Source organism: Caenimonas aquaedulcis (assembly GCF_015831345.1).
Lineage (GTDB): Bacteria > Pseudomonadota > Gammaproteobacteria > Burkholderiales > Burkholderiaceae_C > Ramlibacter > Ramlibacter aquaedulcis.
In genome coordinates this window covers 4302103-4328345 of record NZ_JADWYS010000001.1, presented here as the reverse complement: position 1 = coordinate 4328345, position 26243 = coordinate 4302103, and the positions used below count along the sequence as shown (strand labels likewise).

At 67.8% G+C, this 26243-nt stretch carries 24 protein-coding genes; 18 read left to right on the top strand and 6 right to left on the bottom strand.

The features are described from left to right. Positions 1-167: 167 nt before the first annotated feature. Positions 168-1529: a DNA-processing protein DprA gene (locus tag I5803_RS20945; protein WP_196988243.1), complete on the bottom strand. Its 1362-nt coding sequence runs from the start codon at positions 1527-1529 to the stop codon at positions 168-170. Next, a complete protein-coding gene (locus tag I5803_RS20940; protein WP_196988242.1) occupies positions 1526-3601 on the bottom strand; it encodes a DEAD/DEAH box helicase in 2076 nt (691 codons plus the stop codon). The genes I5803_RS20945 and I5803_RS20940 overlap by 4 nt, the downstream gene beginning before the upstream one ends. A 519-nt stretch (positions 3602-4120) precedes the next feature. Between I5803_RS20940 and I5803_RS20935 the strand changes: the two genes are divergently transcribed. Both I5803_RS20935 and I5803_RS20930 read left to right on the top strand, forming a co-directional pair. Then, positions 4121-5194, top strand: coding sequence for a Rossmann-fold NAD(P)-binding domain-containing protein (locus I5803_RS20935; RefSeq protein WP_196988241.1), 1074 nt, complete (start codon positions 4121-4123; stop codon positions 5192-5194). 159 nt (positions 5195-5353) lie between these two features. Next, the gene (locus I5803_RS20930; protein ID WP_196988240.1) at positions 5354-7711 is read left to right on the top strand and encodes a carbohydrate binding domain-containing protein; all 2358 of its coding nucleotides are present in this window, start codon (positions 5354-5356) and stop codon (positions 7709-7711) included. 18 nt (positions 7712-7729) lie between these two features. Here the strand turns inward: I5803_RS20930 and I5803_RS20925 are convergent, their stop codons facing one another. After that, complete coding sequence (locus I5803_RS20925) at positions 7730-8521, bottom strand: IclR family transcriptional regulator (protein ID WP_196988239.1); 792 nt, start codon at positions 8519-8521, stop codon at positions 7730-7732. Between the two features lie 196 nt (positions 8522-8717). On the opposite strand from I5803_RS20925, the gene I5803_RS20920 reads away from it, so the two are divergent. From I5803_RS20920 to I5803_RS20895, 6 genes are read left to right on the top strand one after another with little or no spacing between them, the layout of a single operon-like run. Further along, complete coding sequence (locus I5803_RS20920; RefSeq protein WP_196988238.1) at positions 8718-9872, top strand: alpha/beta hydrolase family protein; 1155 nt, start codon at positions 8718-8720, stop codon at positions 9870-9872. A 13-nt stretch (positions 9873-9885) separates the two neighbouring features. Next, the gene (locus I5803_RS20915) at positions 9886-10881 is read left to right on the top strand and encodes a Bug family tripartite tricarboxylate transporter substrate binding protein (RefSeq protein WP_196988237.1); all 996 of its coding nucleotides are present in this window, start codon (positions 9886-9888) and stop codon (positions 10879-10881) included. A 10-nt stretch (positions 10882-10891) separates the two neighbouring features. Next, positions 10892-11878 (top strand): NAD(P)H-quinone oxidoreductase, encoded by a 987-nt coding sequence (locus I5803_RS20910; protein WP_196988236.1) that lies wholly within the window; start codon positions 10892-10894, stop codon positions 11876-11878. 24 nt (positions 11879-11902) lie between these two features. After that, entirely contained in the window at positions 11903-12889 is a 987-nt protein-coding gene (locus tag I5803_RS20905) for a fumarylacetoacetate hydrolase family protein (RefSeq protein ID WP_196988235.1), read from the top strand. Positions 12890-12908: 19 nt separating this feature from the next. Then, the gene (locus I5803_RS20900; RefSeq protein WP_196988234.1) at positions 12909-13466 is read left to right on the top strand and encodes a VOC family protein; all 558 of its coding nucleotides are present in this window, start codon (positions 12909-12911) and stop codon (positions 13464-13466) included. After that, the gene (locus I5803_RS20895; protein ID WP_231402488.1) at positions 13463-14050 is read left to right on the top strand and encodes an NADPH-dependent FMN reductase; all 588 of its coding nucleotides are present in this window, start codon (positions 13463-13465) and stop codon (positions 14048-14050) included. Before I5803_RS20900 ends, I5803_RS20895 begins: the two co-directional genes overlap by 4 nt. 28 nt (positions 14051-14078) lie before the next feature. On the opposite strand, the gene I5803_RS20890 is transcribed toward I5803_RS20895, so the two are convergent. Both I5803_RS20890 and I5803_RS20885 read right to left on the bottom strand, forming a co-directional pair. Next, positions 14079-15359, bottom strand: a complete 1281-nt coding sequence (locus tag I5803_RS20890) for an acetamidase/formamidase family protein (RefSeq protein WP_196988233.1) — start codon at positions 15357-15359, stop codon at positions 14079-14081. A gap of 7 nt (positions 15360-15366) precedes the next feature. Then, a complete protein-coding gene (locus I5803_RS20885) occupies positions 15367-16407 on the bottom strand; it encodes a porin (protein WP_196988232.1) in 1041 nt (346 codons plus the stop codon). Between the two features lie 243 nt (positions 16408-16650). Here I5803_RS20885 and I5803_RS20880 point away from each other — a divergent pair, with 243 nt between their 5' ends. From I5803_RS20880 to I5803_RS20855, 6 genes are all read left to right on the top strand, one after another. Then, entirely contained in the window at positions 16651-17205 is a 555-nt protein-coding gene (locus I5803_RS20880) for a GlcG/HbpS family heme-binding protein (RefSeq protein ID WP_231402487.1), read from the top strand. A 47-nt stretch (positions 17206-17252) separates the two neighbouring features. After that, positions 17253-18407, top strand: coding sequence for an acetamidase/formamidase family protein (locus I5803_RS20875; RefSeq protein WP_196988231.1), 1155 nt, complete (start codon positions 17253-17255; stop codon positions 18405-18407). A 74-nt stretch (positions 18408-18481) separates the two neighbouring features. Continuing rightward, entirely contained in the window at positions 18482-19249 is a 768-nt protein-coding gene (locus I5803_RS20870; protein WP_435520876.1) for an ABC transporter ATP-binding protein, read from the top strand. Beyond that, positions 19246-20091: an ABC transporter permease gene (locus I5803_RS20865; protein WP_196988230.1), complete on the top strand. Its 846-nt coding sequence runs from the start codon at positions 19246-19248 to the stop codon at positions 20089-20091. The genes I5803_RS20870 and I5803_RS20865 overlap by 4 nt, the downstream gene beginning before the upstream one ends. A gap of 43 nt (positions 20092-20134) precedes the next feature. Beyond that, a complete protein-coding gene (locus I5803_RS20860) occupies positions 20135-21160 on the top strand; it encodes an ABC transporter substrate-binding protein (protein WP_196988229.1) in 1026 nt (341 codons plus the stop codon). Between the two features lie 2 nt (positions 21161-21162). Beyond that, positions 21163-21492: an NIPSNAP family protein gene (locus I5803_RS20855; protein ID WP_196988228.1), complete on the top strand. Its 330-nt coding sequence runs from the start codon at positions 21163-21165 to the stop codon at positions 21490-21492. On the opposite strand, the gene I5803_RS20850 is transcribed toward I5803_RS20855, so the two are convergent. Beyond that, the gene (locus tag I5803_RS20850) at positions 21483-22334 is read right to left on the bottom strand and encodes an AraC family transcriptional regulator (RefSeq protein ID WP_196988227.1); all 852 of its coding nucleotides are present in this window, start codon (positions 22332-22334) and stop codon (positions 21483-21485) included. The genes I5803_RS20855 and I5803_RS20850 overlap by 10 nt on opposite strands. A 178-nt stretch (positions 22335-22512) precedes the next feature. On the opposite strand from I5803_RS20850, the gene I5803_RS20845 reads away from it, so the two are divergent. The 4 genes from I5803_RS20845 to I5803_RS20830 are packed head-to-tail and all read left to right on the top strand — an operon-like array spanning position 22513 to position 26242. Continuing rightward, complete coding sequence (locus I5803_RS20845; protein ID WP_196988226.1) at positions 22513-23277, top strand: alpha/beta fold hydrolase; 765 nt, start codon at positions 22513-22515, stop codon at positions 23275-23277. Then, positions 23274-24206, top strand: a complete 933-nt coding sequence (locus tag I5803_RS20840; protein ID WP_196988225.1) for an alpha/beta hydrolase — start codon at positions 23274-23276, stop codon at positions 24204-24206. The genes I5803_RS20845 and I5803_RS20840 overlap by 4 nt, the downstream gene beginning before the upstream one ends. A gap of 12 nt (positions 24207-24218) precedes the next feature. Continuing rightward, a complete protein-coding gene (locus I5803_RS20835) occupies positions 24219-25277 on the top strand; it encodes an Ldh family oxidoreductase (protein WP_196988224.1) in 1059 nt (352 codons plus the stop codon). 11 nt (positions 25278-25288) lie between these two features. After that, positions 25289-26242: a Bug family tripartite tricarboxylate transporter substrate binding protein gene (locus tag I5803_RS20830; protein ID WP_231402485.1), complete on the top strand. Its 954-nt coding sequence runs from the start codon at positions 25289-25291 to the stop codon at positions 26240-26242. Position 26243: the final 1 nt, after the last annotated feature.

Here is a 26243-nt window from a genome sequence, read left to right as displayed (position 1 = left end):
GCACCGAACGACTGGCTCAGCGCGCGTCTCGCTTTATTGCAAAGACCAGGCGACAGCAAGGCTATGGCACGCCCTGACGAAAGGGCTGTCGATTTGGCGGACTGCCCCCGAGGATCGCATTTCGGACTTGGGTGCGGCCTCAGCGAGGCTCGCTCGTCAGAGGGACCTCAAACGACAAGACGATAGGTCGCGTCGCTCTTCTTCTTTTCGATTACACCTTTGGCAACCAGCCGGTCCAGCCAGTTCCGCGTCTGCATCTGATTCAGATCCAACTCGTCGGCGATCTGAGCGGCCTTCTTGGGTGAGTGAAGTAACTGCCGAATTAATCGTTCAAAGGTCGCGAACATCTCCTCCTTCAAGTCAACTGGCGAATTCGAAGGAGCCTCAAGGAGTGTCGACTTTGCGGTTGCAGTCGACGAATCTGACTTACCTTCTTCGAGGGCCTCTGGGTCGCTAGCCGGCTCTTCAAGCATCGACACCTGGCGCACTGCATCTGGAACTGCATCCGAACCCCCGCTCAGCGCACCAGCAGCAATCTTGAAGTCAAGAAGTCCCTGGTAAGCCGCAGCAGCGGCCGCCTGGCTATCGTTTGATCGATCCGCAAACAAAGCTTCTAGCGCTTCCCCATCCTTTGGCTCTGGCCAGGGCAAGGCTCCCTCTCGGAGCAAAGCGTCTAGGCCCGCTGAACGCTTGCCACTCGATCGGATGTAGAGCGGAACGAAGTGAAGCTTGCGAAGCTGCTCTATCGCGCCTGCCCACGTCCCACCACGCTCCAAGTCTGAATTCACGACCAAGCCGACGTCAGCCAACGCGAAGATGAACTTATTGCGCGCGATGGCGTGCCCGACGTTGAAGCCAGCGCTTGGGTCGTAGGGCGAGATCAGCAATGTGCGCCTCTCTTGAAGGCCGTCTCTGAATCGCCGACTGATTGCCGCCTGCGCAAGTCCTTCTGCCATGACGTTGCAGACTATGCCGCCAAGAGCCTCAGCCCCATCCATCGCAGCACTGTCGACACCCTTAGCGCCTCCGGAGATCAAGCCTCTGCCAGCACTTGCCGCCCTCTCTCCGGCGCGCTGGGCATAGCTCAGCATCTCGTCGTCCGCGTCACGGGAACCTACGACAGCCAAGCCGCCGTTGTCGACAAGATCCAAATCGCCACAACCGTACATGACGGGCGGCGCTTCGTGCTTAAGGCGTGACTTGACCCGCTTGGGATACCGGGCATCGGCGCGACTAACTACCCAGATGGAACGCGCACTCCAGTAATCAAGCGCCTGGGCAAGCTGAAATCCTCTGCCCACCAAGCGGGTCAGCCGTCCTAGCCCGAACAGGTTCTCGGCTTGGCGCAGCGCAGGAGACTGTGGGCGGAGAAGGTCGGACGGCTGAAAGCCCTCTTGCACGAGGAACCTTGTGAGGTCGCTGTACTCACTTTGCTTCAGCAGTTCTGCACGGGCGCCAACCTTGTCGACCATCAAGGGCGCCGTCAAGAGCAGGATCGCTTGGCAGTTTTCGGAGATCTGCAGACTCATTCTTCATTCCCAGTTTTGGCAAGCGCGAGGGGCCACACTTCGCCGCAACCGTTAGAGCGCAGCAGCCAAGCGCCAATCGTGAACGTCCAGCCCGAGTTCACGATATCGTCGACCAACAACACCGGACCGACCTTGCCGTCAAAGTCGCTGAATTCAAGCGACTGATCCAGGTTCCTCGCCTGTTGAGAGCTATTGTGCATGGACTTCTGAGCTGAGGTGTGCTTCACCTTCTTCAGCGCCGCGTGGAACGGAAGGTCAAGCTCAGCGGCAAGCCGCTTCGCAAAGCCTGGCACGAGATTCGGATTTTTGAGTGACGGGATGCAGGTGACCCATTCTGGAGCTGGTTTAAAAGCAGACCGGCGCACCAGCCCGGCGCAGGCCTTAACGAGGTCGTCGCCGAAGTGCCCGTGTACGTAGCGAGCATCACGGACGATGTCGCCCCACCCCGCCGTACCGTACATCGAGAGCGCAAAGCCTTCTCCCGCACGCAGCTTCTCAGCGATATTTCCCCGCAGCCCGTATCCGTCCAATCCTCCGTCTGGCCACTTCTTGCGCGCCTTGATCGGCAAGCTGGTGTCCTTCATGTACCGATCCGCCTCCGCAACGAACGCCGGGTCGACCGCGGCGGGCAACGGCGGACTGCGCGGCGCCTCAATGGACGTCGGGTCACCATCGAGAGCCGCGACCAAGAACTTCATGTGGCCTTCGGTGAGGGCCATGTACGCCTTCATCTGAGCATGCTCGGCCCGCCGCAGGTCGGTCACCCTTTCGGCCGTCTCCCAAAAGCTACCCGCCAACTTGCTACCTGTGACCTTCCAGCTTGAGCCTTCTTTCACGATCGGCGCGGGGCTCTCGACGGAAAGGGCGGTCAGCGTTTTGTCGATTCGTCCTTTGCTCAAGTTGATGACCTCCTGAAGAGCCGGCACCGAAAGGCCATTGTCCCCAGCCGTATCGAGCGCCTCCATGACCGCGGTCACCTCATCCGGCCTTGGAAACGCGCTATCGATGAAGTAGGTGTTGATGTCCAGCTGGTTCTTGACCGCCAGTACGATTCCGCGAGCATCGTCGATCGCACGCCCGGCGCGACCCACTTGCTGGTAATAGTGGACGACAGAGGACGGCGGCTGGTAGTTGATAACGAAAGTTAGGTCAGGCTTGTCATAGCCCATGCCAAGCGCCGAGGTCGCGACAAGCGCCTTGACCTTGTTCTCCTTAAGCTCCTGCTCGAGAACAGCACGATCCTCTGAGTCACTTGTGTAACCCTTGACCGAAAGGCCGCAGTGCGTGAGCCAACTGACGATGTACTGCACGTGAGCCTTCGTTAGGGCATAGATGATGCCGCTGCCGGGCAGAAAATGGACGGTTTGTGCGAGCCAGGCGAGCCTCTCTGCGTCGCTTGTAAACGTGACCGTCTGCAGTGTGATTGACGGGCGATTCAGCGATCCGCGTTTCACTAGCAGGTCCGGACCAAGTATCCGCTCGAGATCGTTCGACACACGTTCGTTTGCCGTGGCCGTGGTCGCAAGCACCGGCAAGTTGGAAGGCAACGTTGAAATGAGCCGCGTGACAAGCTTGTACTCGGGCACGAAGTCATGCCCCCAGTCCGAAATGCAGTGGGCCTCGTCGACGACGAGCATCGACACGTTGGGAATCCTCGCCAACAGGCTGGCCTGGAACTCGGCGCTCGCCAGCTGCTTCGGGTGGAACATGAGGACGTCGATCTTCCCTTCCTCGATCTGTTCGGCGATCTCGGCCCAATCCATCCGATTGGTCGAGTTGACCGTCCTGGCGGTCACCTTCATGCGCTCGGCCGCCATCTCCTGGTCCCGCATCAGCGCGAGCAGGGGCGATACCAGGAGGGTTGGCCCCCCTCCCTGTTCACGAATCAGTTTTGCCGCGATGAAGTAAACGAAGCTCTTGCCCCAGCCCGTCTTCTGAATGACGAGTAGGCGCCCCGCCGCGCCCGTGACCAGGTGACGAATCGCATCTTCCTGCGAGTCGCGGAAGGTGGCGGCAGGATTGCCACTGCCTTCCCGGAGGAGCTGTAGGGCGCGAGCTTGGTCGTATTTCATGGAACTCCCTCGAACGTTGGTGATGGCACTGATTTGACGGGTTACGACGAGCTGGACGCGCGCCCGACACCCGAGAATAAGTGATTGCATCGGTGCCCTGGCAGAGCTCGTCCTAAACCTCCGATATAAATGGAGAACCCCCGACATCGTCCGGTGCGTACCGACCTCTGCCGTGCTGCCCGTCGGCAACCGACGCGTCGAAATCGAGGTCTACGCGCCCTGCCGTTGGGCCTCACCGCTGGCACAGCGACGCACTGAGCAAACCTCGGCCTCGTGGCGCGAGCGAAACCATTCGACGGACAGACACGTCGCTCGCCGAAGACAGCTTCTGGTCGAGAAGCAGACGGTAGCCACGCCATGGCCGATCGACAGCAATCGCTGCAAAGCAGTCACTCGCGAGCCAAGTAATCCGGATGGCTGCTCCCAACCCAAAGCAGACCTCGCCCCGAAATCGAGCACGCTCGATCTACCGCGTTTCCCGGCTTCACTTCGTGGCCCACACCCGGATAAGCTGCACCCATGCCATCCGCACAAGCCCCCTCCCCCCAACGCCTTCTCATCCTCGGCGGCACCGGCCTTTGCGGGCCGCACCAGGTCCGCTACGCGCTCGAGCGCGGCCATACCGTCACGTTGTTCAACCGCGGGCGCACGCAACTGCCGCCCGACATTGCCGCCGACGTCGAGCAACTTCACGGTGACCGCGCGGCCGGTGACCTGCGCGCATTGCAGGGGCGCACCTGGGACGTGTGCATCGACAACCCCACGACGCTGCCGGCCTGGGCGCGCAACTCGTCGCAGCAGCTGGCGGGCAGCGTCGACCGCTACATCTTCATTTCCACCATCTCGGTGTACGCCGACCTGCGCGGGCCGGTCGACGAAAGCAGCGTTGTGCATCGCTACGAAGGGACCGACCCGTATGCCGAGTCGATGGAGACCCTTCGCGCATCGGGCTTCCAGCTGTACGGGCCGTTGAAGGTGGTGTCGGAGGACGAGGTCCGCAAGGTCTTCCCCTCGGCCAGTGCGATCGTGCGCCCCGGCCTGATCGTCGGGCCGGGCGACCAGACCGATCGATTCACCTACTGGCCTCTACGCTTGCGCCGCGGCGGCGAAGTGCTGGCGCCCGGGTCACCGGATGATCCGGTGCAATTCATCGACGCACGCGACCTCGGCGAGTGGACCATCCGGCTGGCGGAGCAGCGCGCCACCGGCGTGTTCAATGCGACGGGGCCGGGTGAGCCGACGACATTCGGACAGGTGCTGGATACGATCCGCGCCACGGTGGATGCGAACGCCAGCCTCACCTGGGTGCCTGCGGACTTCCTGGAGCAGCAGGGCGTTTCGCCCTGGGTGGACATGCCCGCCTGGGTACCGCCCGACGGCGAGGCTGGCGGAATGATGCGTGCCGACATCGGCAAGGCATTGACGACAGGGTTGACGTTCCGGCCGCTGGCGGACACGGTGCGCGCAACGCTCGCGTGGTTCGATGCGTTGCCGCAGGAACGGCAGGAGGCCGCGCGGGCTGGCCTGACCGCAGAGCGCGAGGCGCAGGTGCTGCAGGCCTGGAAGAAGGCGGCAACGCCAGCCAGCCCTTGACACACCATCACAGCAGTTAGCGCACGGCCCGGCGCGAACTCAGCATTGACGAGGAGACAAATTGCACGGCTTGCCTTGCTGGTTAAGCCGAAGGGCATCAAAGCGCCCGCAGCTGCTTCACCGTCATCACAATCGCCGCTTTCCTGAAACCGGTACGACATGTCTAACAAGAGAACGAAGAACGCGGCTACGGCTGTGCTTTGCGGTGCGGCCATCGTGGGGCTTGCCGCGGCTGCGCAATTGGCTGCGCCACTCGCGGGCACGGCAGCCCCGGCGCCTGCCTCGGCAACGGCGCCGGTCAACCTCCTGGGCAACGGCAGCTTCGAGAGTGCCATGGCGGGCTGGGCGAACTGGGGAAATGCAGCGGTCGTCACGGGACAGTCGGCCTCGGGCAGCTACGCATTGCGCGTCGGGACTGCGGCCGGAGGCGCGGGGCACGACGCGGTCACCGCGGTCGCGGGAACCACCTACGTTCTGACTGCACAGGTCAAAGTGAGCGGCGCGGGCGAAATCGGCTTCGTCGGCGTGAACTTCCTGGACGCGGCGGGCAAGGTCATCGGTCAAGGAACGACATCGTTCAGCGGCACGACCTATTCGCAAGTACGGGTCCAGGCGACCGCACCGGCCAACGTAGCGAGCGCCGTCGTCTACGTGTGGAAGAACGCAGGCTCAGGATATGTGTACGTGGACGACTTCGTGTTCTCCGTGGCAGCCAGCGCGTCCGCACCGGCGCCTGCGCCGAGCCCGGCGCCTGCACCGGCACCGGCACCCTCACCCGCGCCCGCGCCCGCGCCGGCACCTGTCCCGGCGCCAGCGCCCGTCCCGGCGCCCTCACCCGCACCGGCACCCTCGCCGGCGCCTGTGCCTGCCCCGGCACCCGCACCTGCGGTTCCTCCCGCACCCGCACCCGTGTCGGGCAACCTGCTGAGCAACGGCGGCTTCGAAAGCGCGATGGCAGGCTGGGCGGATTGGGGGAACGCGTCGGTTGTGACGGGCCAGGCGAGCACGGGCAGCTACGCATTGCGCGTGGGGACCGCGGCCGGAGGTGCCGGGCACGACCTGACGGGCCTGGCCGCCGGAACCACCTACGTCCTGTCGGCGAAGGTCAAGGGAAGCGACGCCTCGGTGACCGGTTTCATCGGGGTGAATTTCAGCGATGCGGCGGGCAACGTCATCGGGCAAGGCTCCGCATCGGCCAGCACCACCGCGTATTCGCCGGCACGCGTCCAGGTGACGGCACCGGCCAACGTGGCACGCGCCGTCGTCTACGTCTGGAAGAACGCCGGCGCCGGTTATGTGTACGTGGACGACTTCGTGTTCTCCGTGGCGGGAAGCGCGCCCGCACCGGCTCCTTCGCCAACCCCAGCGCCTGCACCCGCACCTGTGCCGGCACCCGCGCCCGCACCGGTCCCAGCGCCTGCGCCCGTCCCGGCACCTGCGCCGGTCGGGGCACCGGCCCCCGCCCCTGGCGCTCCCGCCGTGCCGACCGTCCTCGGTGATTGCGAGATGTTCCCGGCGACGTCGATCTTCAACACACGCATCGACGACCCCGTCCGCTTCCCTGCCCACCCGAGCAGCAACACCTGGATCAACCTGGTGGGCGCCGGCACCCAGTTCCTGGGCAACTGGGGCAACAGCAGCAACCCCGCGAACACGACGGACTACTGGGGCATGCCGATCAACTATGTGGATGGAACCACCCGCACCACCAGCTGGCCCATCGTCTCCTTCGACTTCGCCAATTCGGGGTTGTGGAACGAGCCCGCCTATCCGCAGAAGAGCGATTGCGCGTTTGCAAGCGGCGGCGGCTACACGGCCATCCGCGACTGCACGACCCTCCCGGCCAGTGCCCGGCGCTTCCCGTTCCCCAACGGAGTGACGCTGGCCGAAGGCGGCAACTGCGGCGGCCCCGGCAGCTGCGGCGACCACCATGTCCTCGTCATCGAACAGGGTGCGTGCCGCCTCTGGGAATCGTTCTTCGCGCACAACCTGGGCGGCAACTGGTATGCGGTGTCGACGGCCGCCTGGGACCTGAAATCCAATGCGATGAGGCCCGACGATTGGGGCTCCGCCGATGCGGCGGGCCTGCCGATCACGCCGTTGCTTGCAAAAGCGTCCGAAGCGTCCACCGGCGAGATCCGCCATGCGCTGCGCGTCACCTTCCGGGACGCCGCGCTCGACACGACCCACACGTGGCCCGGCCGTTTCGGCGCGGGCGGCGCGAATCCCGGCGCCATTCCATTCGGCTCACTCATGCGCCTGCGCGCGGACTTCGTGGTGCCCGACAACTGGGACCCGCAAGCCAAGGCCGTGGCCAACGCGGCCAAGCGCTACGGTATGTACGCAGCCGACAACGGCATGGATTTCTACGTGCAGGGCGAACCCAGCGACGGCTGGCACCCCGCCGCGTGGAACCAGCTGCGGTCGATCACGATGAGCAACATGGAGTTCGTCGACCTGAAGTCGATCACCACGGACGCGCGCTTCGATCGCAACTCGATGCGGGCGAGCTGGTAGGCGTCGCGGGACTGGCGCTCAGTCGTAGTAGAAGCCGCCACCATCCTTCAGCACGCGCTCGATCTCGCGCGCTTCGCGGTGCAACACCAGCGCCAGCGCCGTGACGCGCGCGGCGGTGAGCCGCGAATCCACGGCCGCGACGCTGATGGCGCCGACCGGAGCGCCTAAGGCGTTGTGGATCGCGACGCCGACCGCGCTGACGCCGAGTGTCACGCGGTTGCGGATGAACGAGTGCCCCTTCTTGCGGCAGCGCTCGATCGACGCCGCGAATTCCGCCGGCGGCAGCTTGCCGATCTCCAGCACCTTGGCACGCACGAGCGACAGCACCTCCACGCGTTCCTCCTGCGGCAGCGCGGCCAGGATCGCCAGCCCCGCAGCGCCGAGCCCGAGCGGCCTGCGGCTGCCGACTTCCAGCGTGAACACGCGGATCGGCGAGGGACCTTCCTGCCTGTCCACGCAAACGGCTTCCAGCCCGCTGCGCATGACGAGGTAGGCCGTATCGCCGAGTTCGTGCGCCAGCCGCTCCAGCGCCGGGCGGCAGGCCGCACGCACGTCGAATTGCTGGGCCGCGGCCAGGCCGAGCTCGAACGCAAGGGGACCCAGCGCGTAGCGCCGGGTGGAAGCCAGTTGGCGCGCGAGCCGCTGGTCCACCAGCCGCTGCAGCAACCGATGCACCGTCGGATGCGGAAGGCCGGTCGCGCGGGACAGTTCTGTCAGGCCGGCGCCTCGCGCCCCATGGCTGGCCAGCAGGCGCGCGAGTTCGAGGGAACGCTCGAGCGAACCCGGGTCGGCGGCGGAACGGTTGTCCATGGATCGGAAACTTTCCTCGAATTTGAACAGTGATGCGCAGTGTAGGGCCGTGCCCGGCCTCCGCATTGCCGACGGGAGCGCCCCTGCCGGCCGCGCGCCAACCTCGTGTCCATCTGGTGGACAAACGCCATGGCCTGCGGAGGGCGACGCCTACAGTCTCCCCAACGCAACGACCTCACCTTTCAGGAGACCCACGATGTTTCAGTACTTCCCCGGCAACTACATGTGGTCGCTGGCCGTCAACCGGGCGCTCGCGAGCGGCGGCATGCTCGGCGAGATCGACTGGGCCTGCGCCGACCTTCGCGAGGCCGTCGCGGCCGGCGCCCCTTCGGACAACGAGGCCTGGCACCTGGCATGGACGAAGCTCGCGCGGCAGGTCGAAGGCATCGCCGCCGACGCCGCCGCCAAAGGCCGCAATGTCACCGCACGCGACCACTTCCTGCGCGCGTCCCTGTACTTCCAGTGGGCCGAGGCGTTCCTCAAGCCCGGCGACGACCGGGGCGCCGCCCTGTATCGCAGCCATCTCGACACGTTCGCCCAGGGAGCGGCTCGCTCCGAGCCCGCCATCGAGATCGTCGACATCCCCTTCGACGGGGGCACGCTCTACAGCTACTTCGTCCGCGCGCCCGGTGGCGGAAAGCGGCCGGCCGTCGTCCTGTCCGACGGGCTCGACGGCACCAAGGAAGAGATGATCTACGTGGCGCTCGCCCTCGCGCAGCGCGGCATCTCCACGCTGGCCGTCGACCACCCGGGCCAAGGGGCGACGCTGCGCCTGTCCGGCCTGAAGGCACGGCACGATTCGGAAGTGGCGGCCGGCGCCGCGGTCGATTACCTCACCGGCCGCCCGGACGTGGACGCGCAGCGCATCGGCATCGTCGCGGCGAGCATGGGTGGCTACTATGCGCCGCGCGCGGCGGCCTACGAGAAGCGCTTCAAGGCCTGCGTGGCCTGGGGCGCCGTGTACGATTACCACTCGGTGTGGATGCGACGCTTCAAGGTGCAGCCCGGGCAAGGGGTTTCGCTGGACGTGACGGCCGCCATGGGCACCACGGGCGACCACATCCTGCACATCGTCGGGGCGAAGGATTTCGACCAGGCGCTGCGCAAGCTCGAACCCTTCCACCTGCGGGAGGCCGCGAAGGACATCACGTGCGACATCCTCATCCTGCACGGGGAGGAAGACAGGCAGACACCCGCTGCCGACGCCCGCACCCTGTTCGAGGCGATTCCCTCGCCGCGCAAGGAGATGCGCGTGTTCACGCGGCAGGAAGGCGGCGCGGCGCATGTCCAGCTCGACCGGCCGGAACCCGCGCTCAGCATGCTGAGCGACTGGCTGGTCGATCACCTCTGAACCTGGAGCGGACATGACCCCGATGACTTCCTCCCTGCACCGCCTCGCGCGCTGGATGCGCCCCCTGCTGATGCTTCCCCTGCTCGCCTTCGCGACGCACGGCGCCCACGCACAGGCGTATCCGAACAAGCCGATCCGTCTCCTGGTGCCTTATGCGGCCGGGGGCGGACTCGACCTCATCGCCCGTGCCGTGGGCGAGCGCCTGTCCCGCCTGCTCAAGCAACCCGTCCTCGTTGACAACCGCACCGGCGCCAACGGTGTCGTCGCGACCGAAGCGGCCGCGAAGTCCGCGGCCGACGGCTACACGCTCGTTCTCGGCGTGCCCGCGACGATCGTCATCAACCCCGGCATCTACAAGCTCTCGTTCGACCCGATGCGGGACCTGCAGCCTGTCGCCCAGCTCGCGGTCGCCCACTTCCTGGTCGCCACCGCGCCGGACTCGGGCATCGAATCGCTCGGCCAGCTCATCGCGCTCGCGAAGGCGTCACCGGGCAAGTACAGCTTCGCGTCCTACGGCAGCGGCTCGGCGCCGCACCTGGCGGGGCAGATGCTGCGCACGCTCACCGACATCGACCTGGTGCACGTTCCCTACAAGGGTTCGAGCGCGGCACTGCCGGATGTGATGACCGGCCGCGTGAGCGTCATCTTCGACGTGGTGTCGAACATCCAGCCGCATGCGGCGGCGGGCAAGTTGAAGGTGATCGCGGCGGCCAGCGAGCGCGTGCCGCCGCAATTCCCGAAGGCGCCGCTCACACGCTCGGTCGTGCCGGGACTGTCCATCGAAGGCTGGGTGGGCGTGTTCGCCCCGTCCGCGACGCCTGCCGCCATCGTGAACCAGCTCAATGCGAGCCTGAAGACGGTGCTCGCCGACCCCGAGCTGGAGCGCCGGCTCACCGAGCTCGGCTTCGAGGTGACGCCGACGACGGCGCAACGCCTGCAGGAGACGCTCCGGCACGACCACGCCATGTATGCGAAGGCGATCCAGGCCGCCGGCCTCAAGGTGGAATAAGGAGAACCCCATGCTCGTGATCGATATCCCCCGCACCGGCGGCCCCGAGGTGCTGACCCCGGCCGACCGTCCCATTCCAGAGCCCGGGCCCGGCGAAGTGCTGATCCGGGTGGTGGCCGCCGGGGTGAACCGGCCGGACCTCATGCAGCGCGCGGGCGTGTATCCCATGCCGCCCGGCGCGCCCACCGTGCCCGGACTCGAAGTCGCGGGCGAGGTCGCGGCGCTCGGCCCCGGCGTCGAGCGCTGGCGCAAGGGCGACACGCTCTGCGCGCTGCTGATCGGCGGCGGGTATGCGGAATACGTCGTGGCGCCGCAGGGCCAGTGCATGCCCATCCCGCAGGGTCTCGACATGGCGGAAGCCGCCGCCCTGCCGGAAGGCGCCTTCACCGCGTGGAGCGCGCTGCTGGAACATGGGCGCCTGCAAAGCGGCGAGCGCCTGCTCGTGCATGGCGGCACCAGCGGTGTCGGTTCGCTCGCGATGCAGTGGGCGCGCCGTCTCGGGGCGCAAGTGTTCGCGACCGCCGGAAGCGCGGAGAAGTGCGCGGCATCGCTGGAGCTCGGCGCGCACGTCGCGATCAACTACCGCGAGCAGGCGTTCGAATCGGTGATCGAGGAGCGCACCGCCGGCCACGGCGTGGACGTGATCCTGGACATGGTGGGCGCCCCCTACTTCGCGCGCAACCTCGCGGTGATCGCGCGCGACGGCCGGATGGTCTACATCGCGCATCCGCTGGGGCGCGAGCTGACGGTCGACATCGGCGTCGTGATGATGAAGCGCGCCTACATCACCGGCACCACGCTGCGCCACCGCACCCTGGATCAGAAGGCGGTCATCGCCCGCGAACTCGAGCGCGTGCTCTGGCCCCTCATCGAAGAAGGCGCCATCCGCCCCCGCGTGCACCGCACCTTCGCGCTGCGCGATGCGGCGCAGGCGCACATCCACCTGGACAGCAACGACAACATCGGCAAGACGGTGCTCACCGTGGCCGATGCCTGAACAACCACCTCACCACGGACTCCCATGAAACTCGCCTCCCTGAAGAACCACACGCGCGACGGCCAGCTCGTCGTCGTCTCGCGCGACCTGCGCCACGCCGCGTCCGCCGCCCACATCGCGCCGACCCTGCAGCACGCGATCGACCACTGGGCCGATGTCTTGCCCGCATTGCAGGCGCTGTATGCGCAACTGAACGAGGGCAAGGCCCCGGGCACGATTGCCTTCGACGCAGCCGCCGCCGCCTCGCCGCTGCCCCGCGCATACCAGTGGCTGGACGGCAGCGCATACCTCAGTCACGTCGAACTCGTGCGCAAGGCGCGCGGCGCCGCGATGCCGCAGGAGTTCCTCAAGGACCCGCTGATGTACCAGGGCAGCTCCGACTACTTCACCGGACCGCTGGACCCGGTGCTCGTCGCAAGCGAGGATTGGGGCGTGGATCTCGAAGCGGAGATCGCCGTCATCACCGACGACGTGCCGATGCTTTGCACGCCCGAGGAAGCGGCGCGCCACGTGAAGCTCGTAATGATCCTCAACGACACGTCGCTGCGGCACATCATCCCCGCGGAGTTGAACAAGGGCTTCGGCTTCCTCAACGGCAAGGGCGTCACCGCCTTCTCCCCCGTCGCCGTGACGCCGGACGAGCTCGGCGACGCCTGGGACGGCCGCAAGCTGAACCTGCCGCTGACCGTGCACGTCAACAACGCGAAGCTCGGCTCGCCTTCGGCCGGCACCGACATGTACTTCGACTTTCCCGCGCTGATCTCGCACGCCGCGAAGACGCGGCCGCTGGGCGCCGGCACCGTGATCGGTTCCGGCACGGTCTCCAACCACGACCGCAGCGCGGGTTTCTGCTGCATCTCCGAAGCGCGCGCCATGGAGACGGTGGAACTCGGCGAACCGAAGACGCCCTTCTTCGCCTTCGGCGACCGGGTGCGGGTGGAGATGTTCGACGCCGCGGGCCGGTCCATCTTCGGCGCGATCGACCAGCAGGTTCTGCAATACGCCCGCTGACCTCAAGGAAATACCCACCATGCTTTGCAAGAAACTTCACCACGCGGCCTTCCGCTGCAAGGACGCCGGCGCGACCACGCGCTTCTACACCGAGGTGCTCGGCCTCAAGTTCGCCCACGCGATGGGCGAGGACCATGTGCCGTCCACCGGTCAGTACAGCCCGCACGTCCACATCTTCTTCGAGATGGAGGACGGCAGCTCCATCGCCTTCTTCGAGTGCCCGCGCGACGCCGGCAACGTCAAGGACCTGGAATCCCCCGACTGGATCCAGCACTTCGCATTCGAAGTCGACAGCGTCGACACGCTGCTGAAGGCCAAGGCCGACATGGAGGCCAAGGGCATCGCGGTGGTGGGCCCGACCAACCACGACGATTTCATCCTCTCCATCTACTTCTTCGATCCCTCCGGCCATCGGCTGGAGCTGACCACCCGCACCTGCCCCCCGGAGCGCCTGAAGGAGTTCGAGCGCGAGGCGCCGCGCGTGCTCGAGGTCTGGGAAAAGACGCACGACTGGTCGCAGCGCGAGCAGGTGTTCGGGGCGAGCACGGGTTACGCGCGCGGGGGCAAGGCCGCATGAGCGCCGAATCGGGCCGGCGCCCCTTGCGCATCGCCGCGCTGTGCGGCAGCCTTCGCCAGGGGTCCCTGAACCGCAAGGCGCTCACGCTCGCGCTGCGCAGCCTGCCTCCCCACTGCGAACCGCACGTGCTGGACATCCGGGGCATTCCGCTTTTCGACGGCGACGTGCTCGCGCGCGGCGTGCCCGATGCCGTCGGCGCGCTCACCGAACAGATCAGGCGTTGCGACGGCCTGGTCATCGCGACGCCGGAGTACAACTTCTCCATCCCCGGCGTGTTGAAGAACGCCATCGACTGGGTGAGCCGCGATGCGGCGCAGCCGTTCGATGGCAAGCCGGTCGCGATCCTCTCCGCGTCCCCCGGGCCGCTGGGAGGCGCGCGCGTCCAGTACGACCTGCGCAAGGTGATGCTGTTCGTGAATGCGATGGTGCTCGCCAAGCCCGAGGTGTTCATCGGCGCCGCGGCGGGCAAGTTCGACGCCGCGGGCGAATGCACCGACGAGCCGACGCGCGCCTTCGTCGGCCAGCAGATGCGCGCCTTCGTCGAGTGGATCGACGGCGTGCGTCGCATGCGCGCGCCCGGCTGAGGGGCGCGCCCGGATCAACGCCCCAGGCTCATGCGCCGGTGCGCGTGGCCTTCGCGATCTGGTCGATTTTTGTCGCGGTGAAGATCGACTTCGGAATCACGGTGTGCACGCCCTTGGCCGGCACGTTCGTATAGACGGTGTTGGTCTGGTGCGAATACTGCGTGATGCGCACGCTGCCGGCCACGCTGATCAGCGAGTACACATCGTCCCGCCCGAGCCCCGACGCGGCCGACAGCCAGTCCATCGAGTTCACCAGGCTGGCCGCCAGCGCCCTCTCCAGCGTCTCGCCATGGCCGATCGAGATCCACTGTGTCGGCGTTTCCGCCAGCAGCGTGCGGAGCGGGGAGCGCTTGTGGAGGATGAACTGGATGCGCATGTCCTCCATCGCGCTTTCGATGGCGGTCTGGTTCACCACGCCATCGCCCTGCGCCGCATGCGAGTCGCCGGTCCAGACCATCCCGCCCGCACGCAGCACCGGCAGGAAGATGGACGCGCCCTCCGTCAGTTCGCGCAGCACCAGGTTGCCGCCGTGCGGGCCGCTCAGGATGCCGCTCACCGGCTTGTCTCCTGCGGGCATCGTGGCGATGACCCCCTGCGTCGGCGCCAGCGGATAGCTCACGCCCTCCTTGAACGCCGCTGTCGTCCGCGCGGCGTCGAACCTGAAGTACTGCAGGTAGGGCTTCCTGAATTCCGAGGGCAAGGCACCCACGCCGAGCGGCGCGCTGTTCCAGCCCCATTCGATGGGCCGCAGGCGCACCATGCGGCACTCGATCCAGTCGCCCGGCTGGGCGCCACGCACTTCGACCGGCCCGACGAGCGAGTACGGCCCGGCGGGGTAGCGCTTGCGAATCGGCTCGCGCTCGTCGAAGGCCATGCCGTACTTCGCTTCGTCCGCCCAGTTCACCCAGGTGTCGGGATAGTGGACGACATCGCCGGAGTCCACCGTCACGCCGGGCCGCGCGGCGGGATCCATCGCGCCGACGCGCACGGTTTCCTTCGTCGAAGGCAGCACGTGGGTGCGGCCCTCGCGCGGTCCGGCCATCGGCGCGCCCGCTGCCGGTCCGCCTGCGCAACCCGCGAGCGGCACGAGGCTGCCCGCGCCGATCGCACCGAGCGCCGCGCCGAGCACGCTGCGGCGCGAACGGGGCAGCGCCGTCCCGCGCGCATCGGCGATGCGCCCGATGGCGTCCGGCTCGACGCCGTCGAGCGGTGCGACCGCGCCGCCGCCCGCGATGCGGTGATGGCACAGGCGGCTTTCGCAGCCGCAGGAGAGGAGCTGCGCGGCGCGCAAGGTGTGGTTGTCCTTCATGGCCGGCTTAGAAGCGGTGGCGCACGCCGGCGGCCAGGATGGTCTGCTGCGTCATCGGGTTGACCAGCCGGTCGCGGTAGTACGCGGTGTAGATGTCGGTGCGCTTCGACAGGTTGTAGTCGTAGCCGATGGAGAAGCTGCGGCGCCCGTCCGGTGTGGCGGGCGAGGCGTCCCGCATCGAGCTGCGCACATAGGTCGCGAGGATGCTGCCGGCGCCGACGGGGATGGTGACGCCGGCCTCCGTGGTGCGGCGCCGCGCATTCGTTGCGATGGTGGTCGACTGCTCCCGGACGCGGTGGTGCTGCGCGTTCACCTTGATCACCCCGAAATCGTAGGTGCCCGCGACCATCCATGCATTCTGGTCGTGGTCGTCGCCCGCGTTGTTGAGGTTGATGTAGTGATAGCCGGCCGTCAGCTTCGCCGGTCCGGTCGTGTAGCTGCCCACGGCCTCGAACGCCCGGTCGCGCTTGCGGTCCACGCTCGGTGTCGCGTTCTCGCGTCCCATCGAATACAGGAAGTCGGCCGCGAAGCCGCCGAGCCGGGGCAGGCTGTACTGCACGCCGTTGTCGAAGCGCGTGCCGCCCTGCAGGTTCAGGTTGTACACGTGCGCGAACACCGGGCTCAAGGTGGTGGAGCCGACAAAGGGGGTGTTGAGCGTCGTCGCGAGCGAATACGGCGTGACGTGGCGGCCCAGCGTGAGCTTGCCCCAGCCGCCTTCGAGACCGACGATGGACAGGCGGCCCCAGAACGGGTCCGCATCGTTGCGGCCGATCGCGCCCGTGTCCGCGCGGATGAAGGTCTCGAGCGCGAACACCGCGCGCAGGCCGCCGCCGAGGTCCTCCGTGCCGCGAAAGCCGAGGAACGAAGTCGTCATGCCGCCGTTGTTGAGGACGGTCGACGAGCTTCGCGTGGTCGCGGTCTCGGTGGTGAGCCGGCCCGCGAATTCGTCGATGGTGCCGTAGATCTGGACGGTGCTCTGTGCGTGCCCCAGGGCGCAAGCCAGCAAAGCAGGAAGGCCCACGAACCAGCATGGCTTGGTGTTGATCAAGATAAGTCTCCTCGTGATGTCGTTACGGATGGTTGGCCCGATCCCGTCGGGCCGAGCGATCGTCGACGAGCGATCCGCAGGCACCGGACCCGGAAGCTCCACCGGCCTACCGAATCGTCCGAAAAGATGGACGCACCGGAAGAATCGGACTCGGTGGTAACAGGGCGGAGGTTTCGGTGTCCGCCATCGCGCGTGCGCTCCTAAGCTCCCGCGCATCACACGAAAAGGTGCGAAGGAGACATGATGGACAACAGCAGCTCGTGGGCGTGCGCCGCCGCGCGTATCGCATTCACGCTCGCGCTGGCATGCGGGGTACACGACGCCATGGCACAGGCCGGTTCAGCCGCGCCTCCGCGCGCCGAGTTCGCGCCCGCGCTCAGCCTCGACCAGGCCACGCGCCTGATGCAGGGCGCATTCGCGTATGCGCGCGAGCGCGGCGCCGCGGTCACCATCGCCGTCGTCGATGCGGGCGGGCACCTCGTCGCGGCGGGGCGCATGGACGGCATGCCCTTCGGCACCTTCGACGTCGCGCGCGGCAAGGCCATCGCGAGCGTCGCCACGGGCGGGGAATCGGGCAAGGCGCTGATGGAGCGTTACCGCATGAACCCCATCGTCTTCGGGCAGATCAGCGCGCTCAGCTACGGCGGGCCGATGTTCCCGTCCCAGGGCTCGCTGCCGATCTTCATCGACGGCCGCCTCGCCGGCGCCGCCGGCGGCAGCGGCGCCTCCAGCCAGTTCGACGAAGACGCGGTGCGCGCAGGCATCCGCAGCATCGGTGCGCAAGCCGAGCGTCCCTGAGGTTCCCCCTTCCCCCTTCCCCCATTCACCACTTCATGAAAGCGACCATGATTGCAGAGATCAACGAGAACGGACGCGAGGGCGCGGTCGACGCGAGCCGGCGCTCCTGGCTGGGCGCGGCCGCGGGATGCGCGGCGCTGGCTGCGGGCTGCGGCTCGCTGCCGCCGGCGGGTGCGCTGCGGCCGGTGGGCAGCGCCCGCACGCACACCGTCGTATGCAATGCCAAGACCGTGCGGGTGGGCCTGCTGGACCCGGCCTCGAAGCCCGCGGCCACGATCGACTCCGGCGACATCGTCCACTATCCCGACACCTGGCTCAACTGGGCCAACGAGCCGCGCTACGGCATGAGCTTCGAGGAGCGCGAACCGATACGCCGGCGCTACCCCAACGGCCCGTACTCCAACATCGGCCCCATTCATGTCCGCGGCGCGGAACCCGGCGACGTGATCGAAATCCGTACGCTGAAGGCGCGGCCGATCGCCTGGGGCTGGAACTCCGCGCCGCGCAACGTGGGCGCGCTGCCCGAGGACTTCGACAAGCCCTACCTCAAGTACTTCCGCTTCGACGCCAACCGCGAGACGGCGGAGTTCTCGCCGGGCATCCGCCTGAAACTGCATCCGGGCCAGGGGATGTTCGCGACACAGCCGCCGGGCGACAAGCCCGTGAGTGCCATCCTCAACGGCGCGTACGGCGGCAAGCTGGGCCTGCACGAGCTGGTGGAAGGCACGGCCCTGTTCCTGCCCGTTTTCCATCCCGGGGGCCGGGTGTGGACCGGCAACTCGCATGCGGTGCAGGGCGACGGCATGGTGAACCAGACCGCGCTGGAGACGGCGATGGAAGACCTGCGCATCCAGTACGTGCTGCACAAGAGGGTGCCGCTCGCGCTGCCCATCGCGGAAACGCCCACGCACTGGATCGGCGTCGGCTTCGGCCGTGACCTGGACAACGCACTGGTCGGCGGGCTGCGCGGCCTCCTGGCGTGGACGTCGGAGGCGCTCGAGATGGACCGTGCGGACGCCTATGCGCTGTGGAGCCTCGCGGGGAGCTTTCGCGCGACCAAGTTCGCGCGGCAATTGCAGACGATCTACACCCAGGTGCCCGCGCAGACCATGCACGGCATGCTGCCCAAGAGCGTCCTGTCGCCCGAAATCCAGCAGCGGCTGTCCGCATCGCTGCGCCGCGGCAACGAGGGCGCGGCATGAACATGAGCGATGTCCACTCGTTCGATCGCGCTGCGGCGGTGCCGCTTGCGCCACCGGCGCCCTGGCACGTGCGCATGCGCGGCCTGGGCAAGGATTTCGTCGCGGGCGGCGCCACCGTCGCCGCGTTGCAGGGCGTCGACCTCACCATCCTGAAGGGGCAGTTCTGCTGCATCGTCGGCCCCTCGGGATGCGGCAAGACGACCCTGCTGCGCATCGTCGCAGGGCTGGAAACGCACACGGCCGGGGAGCTGGAGATCGCGCACTTCGAGCGCAGCAAGCCGCTGCACTCGATGGTGTTCCAGGACCAATCGGTGTTCCCGTGGATGAGCGTGGAAAGGAACGTCGAGTACGGCCTGCGCATGCGCGGGGTGCCGGCAACCCAGCGCCGTGACATCGTCTCGCACTACATCGACAAGGTCGGGCTCGGCGCTTTCCGGCACGCGTACCCGCACCAACTGAGCGGCGGGATGAAGCAGCGCGTGTCGATCGCGCGCGCCTTCGCGAACGACCCGGAGATCCTCCTCATGGACGAGCCGTTCGCCGCCCTCGACGAGCAGAACAAGGCGATCCTGCAGGAGGAGCTGCTGCGCATCTGGGAGGAGTCGCGCAAGACGGTGCTCTTCATCACCCATTCGATCGACGAGGCCCTCGTCCTGAGCGACCGCGCGCTGATCATGACGGCCCGCCCCGGGCGCCTGAAGGCGGATGTGCCCGTCACCTTGCAGCGGCCGCGCGGCGCCTACGAGATCCGCGCGAGCGAAGGGTACGGGGAGTTGAGCCGCACGCTCTGGTCCGCGCTGCGCGAAGAGGTGCAGGGCGCCACGCGCGAGGTCGCGCCATGAGCGCCGTGCTGCCCGCCGGCGACGAGCCGCTGCTGCATGTGCGCCGGGCCGAAGGTGTGCGCGTGCACTGGTTGTCGCGGCCGCTGGCGACCCGGTCGGTCGCGGTCGCGGCGCCGCTCGTCCTGCTCGCGGTCTGGGAGGCCCTGGTCCGCGCCGGCTGGCTCGATGCGCGCTTCTTTCCCGCGCCGTCGTCGATCGTCGGCACGTTCCAGCACATGGCGTGGGGTTTGCCGTGGAAGGACTCGCTCGGCTGGCACGTTCTGGTGAGCCTGTCCCGCGCGCTGATCGGCTTCGCCCTCGGTGCCTTGCCCGCGATCGTGGTCGGCGCGCTCATGGGGCTGATGCCGCTCCTGCGCGCCGCGATCCAGCCCATGGTGGGCGCGCTCTACCCGATCCCGAAAGTCGCGATCCTGCCGCTGGTGATGCTGATCTTCGGCATCGGCGAAGAGTCGAAGTGGGCCATCATCGCCGTGGGCGTGTTCTTCCAGGTCCTCATCGCCACGGCGGCGGGCGTCGCGAACATCGACCGGATCTACCTCGACGTCGGCGCCAACTTCAAGGCGAGCCGGACCGCGACCTTCTTCACCATCGCACTGCCCGGCGCGCTGCCCGTGATCTTCGCGGGCCTGCGCCTCGGCTGGGGCGCGGCGCTCCTGCTCCTCGTCACGGCGGAGATGGTGTCGAGCCAGTCGGGTATCGGATTCATCATCTGGCGCGCCTGGCAGCTCATGTCCGTGGAAGACATGTACGTCGGCCTCGTCGTCATCGCCTTCATCGGCATCGTGTCGTTCTGGCTGCTCGACATGGCGGAGGCGCGCCTGCTGCCGTGGAAGAAGCGCTGATCCCGCACGCCCCCGCTCCCCCTCACACACCCAAGGAGACCCCATGAATCCGCTTCTTCCATCGACCACCCGCCGCGCCATGCTGCTGGCCTCATGCGCGCTGGCCGCCGGGCCGCTGGGCGCGCAAACCCGGCGCGCGCCCCTCTCGCCGGCCGTGCCCGTGCGCGTCGGCATCATCTCGGCCATGTTCGACGCGCTGTCCATCATCGCGGCGGAGAAAGGCTACTTCCGGGACGAGGGCCTGGACGTCGAGATCAAGGCGTTCCCCGGCTCGGGCGAGGCCGCGCAGGCGCTCGCGATCGGCGCGCTCGAAGTGCTCGCGAGCGGACCCAACCCCATGCTCTTCAACGCGAAGCAGCGCGGCATTGACCTCACGATCGTGGCAACCGCCGGCCAGCATTCGCCGGGACACGGCTCCATCAGCTTCGTCATGCGCCGTGATCACGTGGAGAGCGGCCGCTACAAGAGCCCGGCCGACCTCAAGGGGATGAAGCTCGCCTCGGGCCTCGCCGCGCCCAGCAGCTGGTTCGTCTCCGCGCTCGCACAGAAATCCGGCGTGAGCGAGAAGGAATTCGACATCGTCCAGCTGGGCCTGCCGAACGTGGTGGCGGGCCTGGGCAACAAATCGATCGACGCGGCGTGCATCAACGAGCCGCATGCCACGCTCGTGCTCAAGAAAGTCAATGGCGTGCGCATCATGTCGATGGACCAGTTCAAGCCGAACTTCCCGAACGGCTGGCTGATCTACGGCGCCAACATCACGCGGCGCAATCCCGAGGCGGGGCGGCGCTTCCTGATCGCCTACATGCGGGCGCTGCGCGACTACCGCCGCGCCTTCATCGACGGCAATGCGGGCGCGGCCGAACTCACCGCCATGCTCGGCAAGTACAACATGCAGATCACCGCGGACACGCCGATGCTGGACTTTCCCGCCAATGGTGCTCCCTCGTTCGCGGGCGTCGACGAGCTCGTGCAGTGGCACCTGCGCATGGGCAACATCCGTGCCGCGCCCGACCTGCGCGCGCTGCAGGACGACAGCTACCTCAAGGCCGCCCTGGCGCAAGGATGAACATGCTCATCGAACAACGCACCTACACCGTCGCGCCAGGGAAGCTGCGCGACTACCTGCACCTCTACGAAAAGCACGGCGTGCGCGTGCATGCCGAGAACCTGGGCCACTGGTTCGGCTGCTATGTGAGCGAGATCGGCCCGCTCAACCAGGTGGTGCACCTCTGGGGGTTCGAGAGCTTCGAGGACCGCATGCGCCGCCGTGCCGCACTGGCGGCCGACCCGCGCTGGACCGAGTACCTGCGCATCGCAGCGGGACTTGTGGTGCAGCAGGAGAGCAAGCTCCTGCAGCCGTCGGCGTTCACGCCCGCGCTCGCGCCGATTCAGCCCTGATCGGGGCCCGGCTGGCTCAGGATGCCGCGCTTGAAATCGCTCGGCGGCAGGCCGATGTGCTGCGAGAAGAAGCGCGCGAAGTGGCTGGGCGCCGAGAAGCCGAGCTGGAACGAGACGTCCGCCACCGTGCTCCCCGGCTGCGAGAGCATGCGCGTGGCGAGCGCCATGCGCTGCCAGTCGAGGTACTGCTGGGGCGAGACGCCCAGGCAGTTCTTGAACTGCTCGAAGAAGCGCGAGCGCGACAGGCCCACCTCGCGCGCAATGTCGTCCAGGCCGGGGTTGTCCATCGCCTTTTCGCGCATGTAGCGCGTGGCGCGCATGACGCGCGCATCCATCGCCACCCCCGAGAACAGCGAGCGGCGCGCGAGTTCGGGGTCGGCAAAGCACACCACCACCTGCTGCACGAGTTCGCGCAGGAGCGTCTCGGGCTCGCCCGCATCGACGTCGGTGGCCGTCATGCTCATCGCGATGCGCAGCGCGGCTTCCTGCACGCCCGGGGTGAGCTTGCCCAAGGCCTGCGGAAACAGCTTCACGCCGGATGTGGCCGGCACATTGGCGGCCTGGAAGAGCCACGGCGGGTTCACGAGCGCGGTGAGCGCGAGCGTCGCACCGTCGACACTCGCGAGCTTGGCATGCGACTCCCACGGATTGATCAGGATGACCGAATCGTCGGAGAGCGTGTAGTCCGCGCCCGCGACACGGAAGGCCGTGTCGCCGCCGCCCACCTTGAAGATGAAATTGAACTCGGAGTGCGCATGCTCGACCAGGGTGCGCGAGGTGAGGTTCAGCGTCACGCGCCCGAACTCGCCCTGGAAGATCGTCGACTGTCGGTTAGCGGTCATGCGGCCTGGAGCCATCTTGTAAAAATCGGACGATACGGTCGGCCGCCGGAGGCACGCGGGATGCCTTTTCGCGAGGTGCCGTCTACATTGTCTCCAAGCCAGGCCGGGCACGAATCCATTGTAGGGAGCCGCTGGCGAGAGGGTCAAGCAATGGCCCCGCACAAAGGAGATTCGAGCGATGAGCAATTCGGTGGTGTCGGTGGGTTCGGGTCCGCGCAAGGTGCTGGCGCTGCACGGCTGGTTCGGCAGCGCCGAGGGCTGGGGCCCGATGGTCGAGTCGCTCGACACCGCCGGGTTCACCTACGTCTTCATGGACTGCCGCGGCTACGGCGGCGCCAGGCACATGAAGGGCGAATACACCATGCAGGAGGTCGCGCGCGACGCGGTCACCACCGCGGACTTCCTGGGCTGGGACCGCTTCAGCCTCGTCGGCCATTCCATGGGCGGTGCGGCGATCCAGCACGTGCTCGCGTCGGCGCCGGAGCGGGTGCAGGCGCTGGTGGGCATCACGCCCGTGCCGGCGAGCGGCGTGCCCTTCGACGAGCAAGCCTGGGCGCTCTTCTCGTCCGCGGCGCAGAGCGAGGCATCCCGCCGGGCCATCATCGACTTCAGCACCGGCAGCCGGCTCTCGGCGACGTGGGTGGATCGCCTGGTGGCGAAGTCGATGGCGCGCTCCCAGGCCGACGCCTTCGGCGCCTACCTGCACTCCTGGGCGCGCACCGACATCTCGTCGCGCATCCAGGGCGCGAAGGTGCCCGTGAAGGTGATCGTCGGCGAGCACGATCCCGGGCTGAACGCGGCCGTGATGCAGGCCACCTGGCTGGCGTGGTACCCGAACGCGACGCTCGACTTCATGGCCAACGCCGGTCACTACCCGATGGACGAGACGCCGGTCGCGCTGGCGACCACCATCGAGAAATTCCTCAAGGGAGCCGTGCAGTGAAGAGCGACACCGAAACCCCCGCCGTCGGCGAAACGCGCGTGTGGTTCGACTCCGACGGCCTGCGGCTCGCGGGCATCGTCGCGATCGACGGCGAATCCATCGAGCCGCGCCCCGCCGTCATCCTGCTGCACGGTTTCGGCGCCAACAAGACCGACGGCGTGGTGACGCTCACCGCGGACTTGCTCGCGCGGATGGGCTACCTCACGATCCGCTTCGACATGCGCGGCTGCGGCGAAAGCGAAGGCGTACCGGCGCGCGTGCTGTGCGAGGAGCAGGTGCGCGACGTGCAGAACTGCGTCACCTACCTGCGCTCGCTACCCGGCGTGGACCCGGCGCGCATCGCGGTGCTGGGCCACAGCTTCGGCGCCGCGGTCGCGGTCTATGCCGCGGCAGTGGATACGCGCATCGCGGCCTGTATCTCGTCGGCGGGATGGGGCGACGGAACGGCCAAGCTGCGGCAGCAGCATCGCGCCGAGGGCGCCTGGGAAAAATTCATGGCGATGGTGCAGCGAGGACGCGCGAGCCTGGCCGCGGGCCGGCCGATGAATGTGTCGCGCTTCGACATCGTGCCCATCCCGGTGCACCTGCGCTCCGGCTTGCCTGCGGGCTCGCACATGGAGTTTCCGTTCGAGGTGGTGGAGAGCATGCTGGCGTTCCGGCCGGTGGACGTGGTCGCGCGCATCGCGCCGCGGCCGCTGCTGCTGCTGCATCCAGCCGCCGACGCCGTCACGCCGAGCGAACAGTCGATCGAACTCTTCCGCCACGCGGCGATGCCCACGGACCTGCATCTCTTCGCGGGCATCGACCACTTCATCTTCTCCGACGACAACACGATCGTGCTGGACCTGCTGTCGGGCTGGCTGCAACGCCACCTCCCCCTCGGCGGCCAGGTCGCCACGCACGCGCCCGCCGAATCCGCACTGGCCTGAGAGCAAGTTCGCATGCATGTCATCGATGCGCAGGCGCTGCGCGAATTTGCCGCCGCGCTGCTGGGCGCCGGTGGACTCCAGCCCGACCATGCCGCCGAGGTCGCCCAGGTGCTCGTGTGGGCCGACCTTCGCGGCGTCGAATCGCACGGTGTGTCGCGGCTGCCGCTGTACCTGCGGTGGTTGCGCACCGGAGAGATGAACGGCGCGGCCCGGCCGCGCGTGGCCTTCAGCCTGCCCGCATTGCAGGTACTCGATGCCGACGCGGCCCCCGGCGCCGTGAGCATGAAGATGGCGGTCGCGATGGCCACGCCGATGGCGCGGGACTGCGGCGTCGGTGTCGTGATGGTGCGCGGCACCACGCACACCGGCGCGCTCGGGGCCTACACCAGCGCCCTCGCCGGCACCGGACTCGTCGGCATCGCACTCGCCGCTTCGGGACCGAACATGTTCTATCACGGAGCCGCCGCGCCCGGCGTCTCGACCGCGCCGCTGTCCATCGCGGTTCCCCGGCACGGCGACGGACCGATCGTGTTCGACATGGCGTCGGGAGCCATCGCCTTCGGCCGGCTGCAAGAGGCGCGTGCGCAGGGGCACACCCTCGCGGCCGGCTCGGCTGCGGACGCGTCGGGCCGGCCGACCACCGATGCCCACGACGCGGTGGCGCCGCTGCCGCTCGGCGGGCCGAAGGGTTCCGGCCTCGCGTTGATGATCGAGCTCGTGTGCAGCGCGATGACCGGCGCGCAGATCCTCGCCCCCGCGCTGTCGTCAACCGACACGCCGCCACGCCACCGGCAGAACGCCATGGTGCTGGCCTTCGACCTCGCACGCACGGCACCGCAGTCTCCGGACCAGGCGCAGGCCCAGGTGTCCGCGCTGGTGGACGCCATCAAGTCGCTGCCGTCCTCGACCGGGTCGCCGGTGCTGCTGCCCGGCGAGCGCGGCGGCGCCGAATCCGTGCGCCGCGCGGCGCACGGCATTCCGCTCGGGGCGCGCACCGCCGGCATGCTGGCCGATGCCGCCGCCTCCCTCGGCATACCTGTTCCCTGGTCCCCGCGACCGCTTCATTCATGATCGTCCTTTCCATGTCCCTTCGCGTCCTCATCACGTTCCTGCTCGCCGCCGCCGCCACCTGGGTGGCGCCTGTCCACGCCGAAACCTTCCCCGGCAAGGCGGTGCGCATCATCGTGCCGTTCCCGCCGGGGGGCACGCAGGACCTGCTCGCGCGCACGCTCGCCGAGGGCCTGGGCCAGCGGCTGAAGCAACCCGTGATCGTCGAAAACCGCGCCGGCGCCGCAGGCAACGTCGGCGCCGAAGCCCTCGCGAGGGCGACGCCGGACGGGTACACGCTGGGCATCCTCAGCGGCGTGCAATCGGCGAACGCGGCGTTCTACCGCAAGCTCAACTACAACCTCGAGCGCGATTTCGTGCCGGTGCGCGCCATCGGTGAATCCGGCGTGCTTCTGGTGGCCGCACCGCATGCGCCTTTCAGGAACGTGGAGGAACTGCTCGCCTACGCGAAGGCAAACCCGGGCCGCGCGAATTTCGGCAGCACCACGAGCCTCACCATCGACCTGCTGCGCTCCATGACCGGCGCGGACATCACGATGGTGACCTACAAGGGCATCGGCGAAGCGCTCCAGGATGCGATCGGTGGACGCATCGAAATGGTCGCGGGACCGGCACCGCAACTCATCCCGCTCATCCGCGACGGCAAGGTACGCGCGCTGGGCATCGCGAGCACTTCGCGGCTCAAGGACCTGCCCGGCGTGAAGACCGTGGCCGAGAGCGTCCCCGGCTACGACGCGGGCATGTGGTACGGAGTCTTCGCGCCGGCGGCGACGCCCCGCGAGGTCGTGCAGAAACTCCAGGGCGAACTGGGCATGGTGGTCAAGCAGGCCGACGTGGTGCGCCGCTTCAACGACATCGGCGTGCAGGCCAGCGGCCCGGGCGCCACCGCCGATCTCCCCACGCGCATGCAGGTCGAGTCCGCGCGCTGGCGCGCCGTCGCGGCGCGTACGGGAAACTATGCGAATTGAA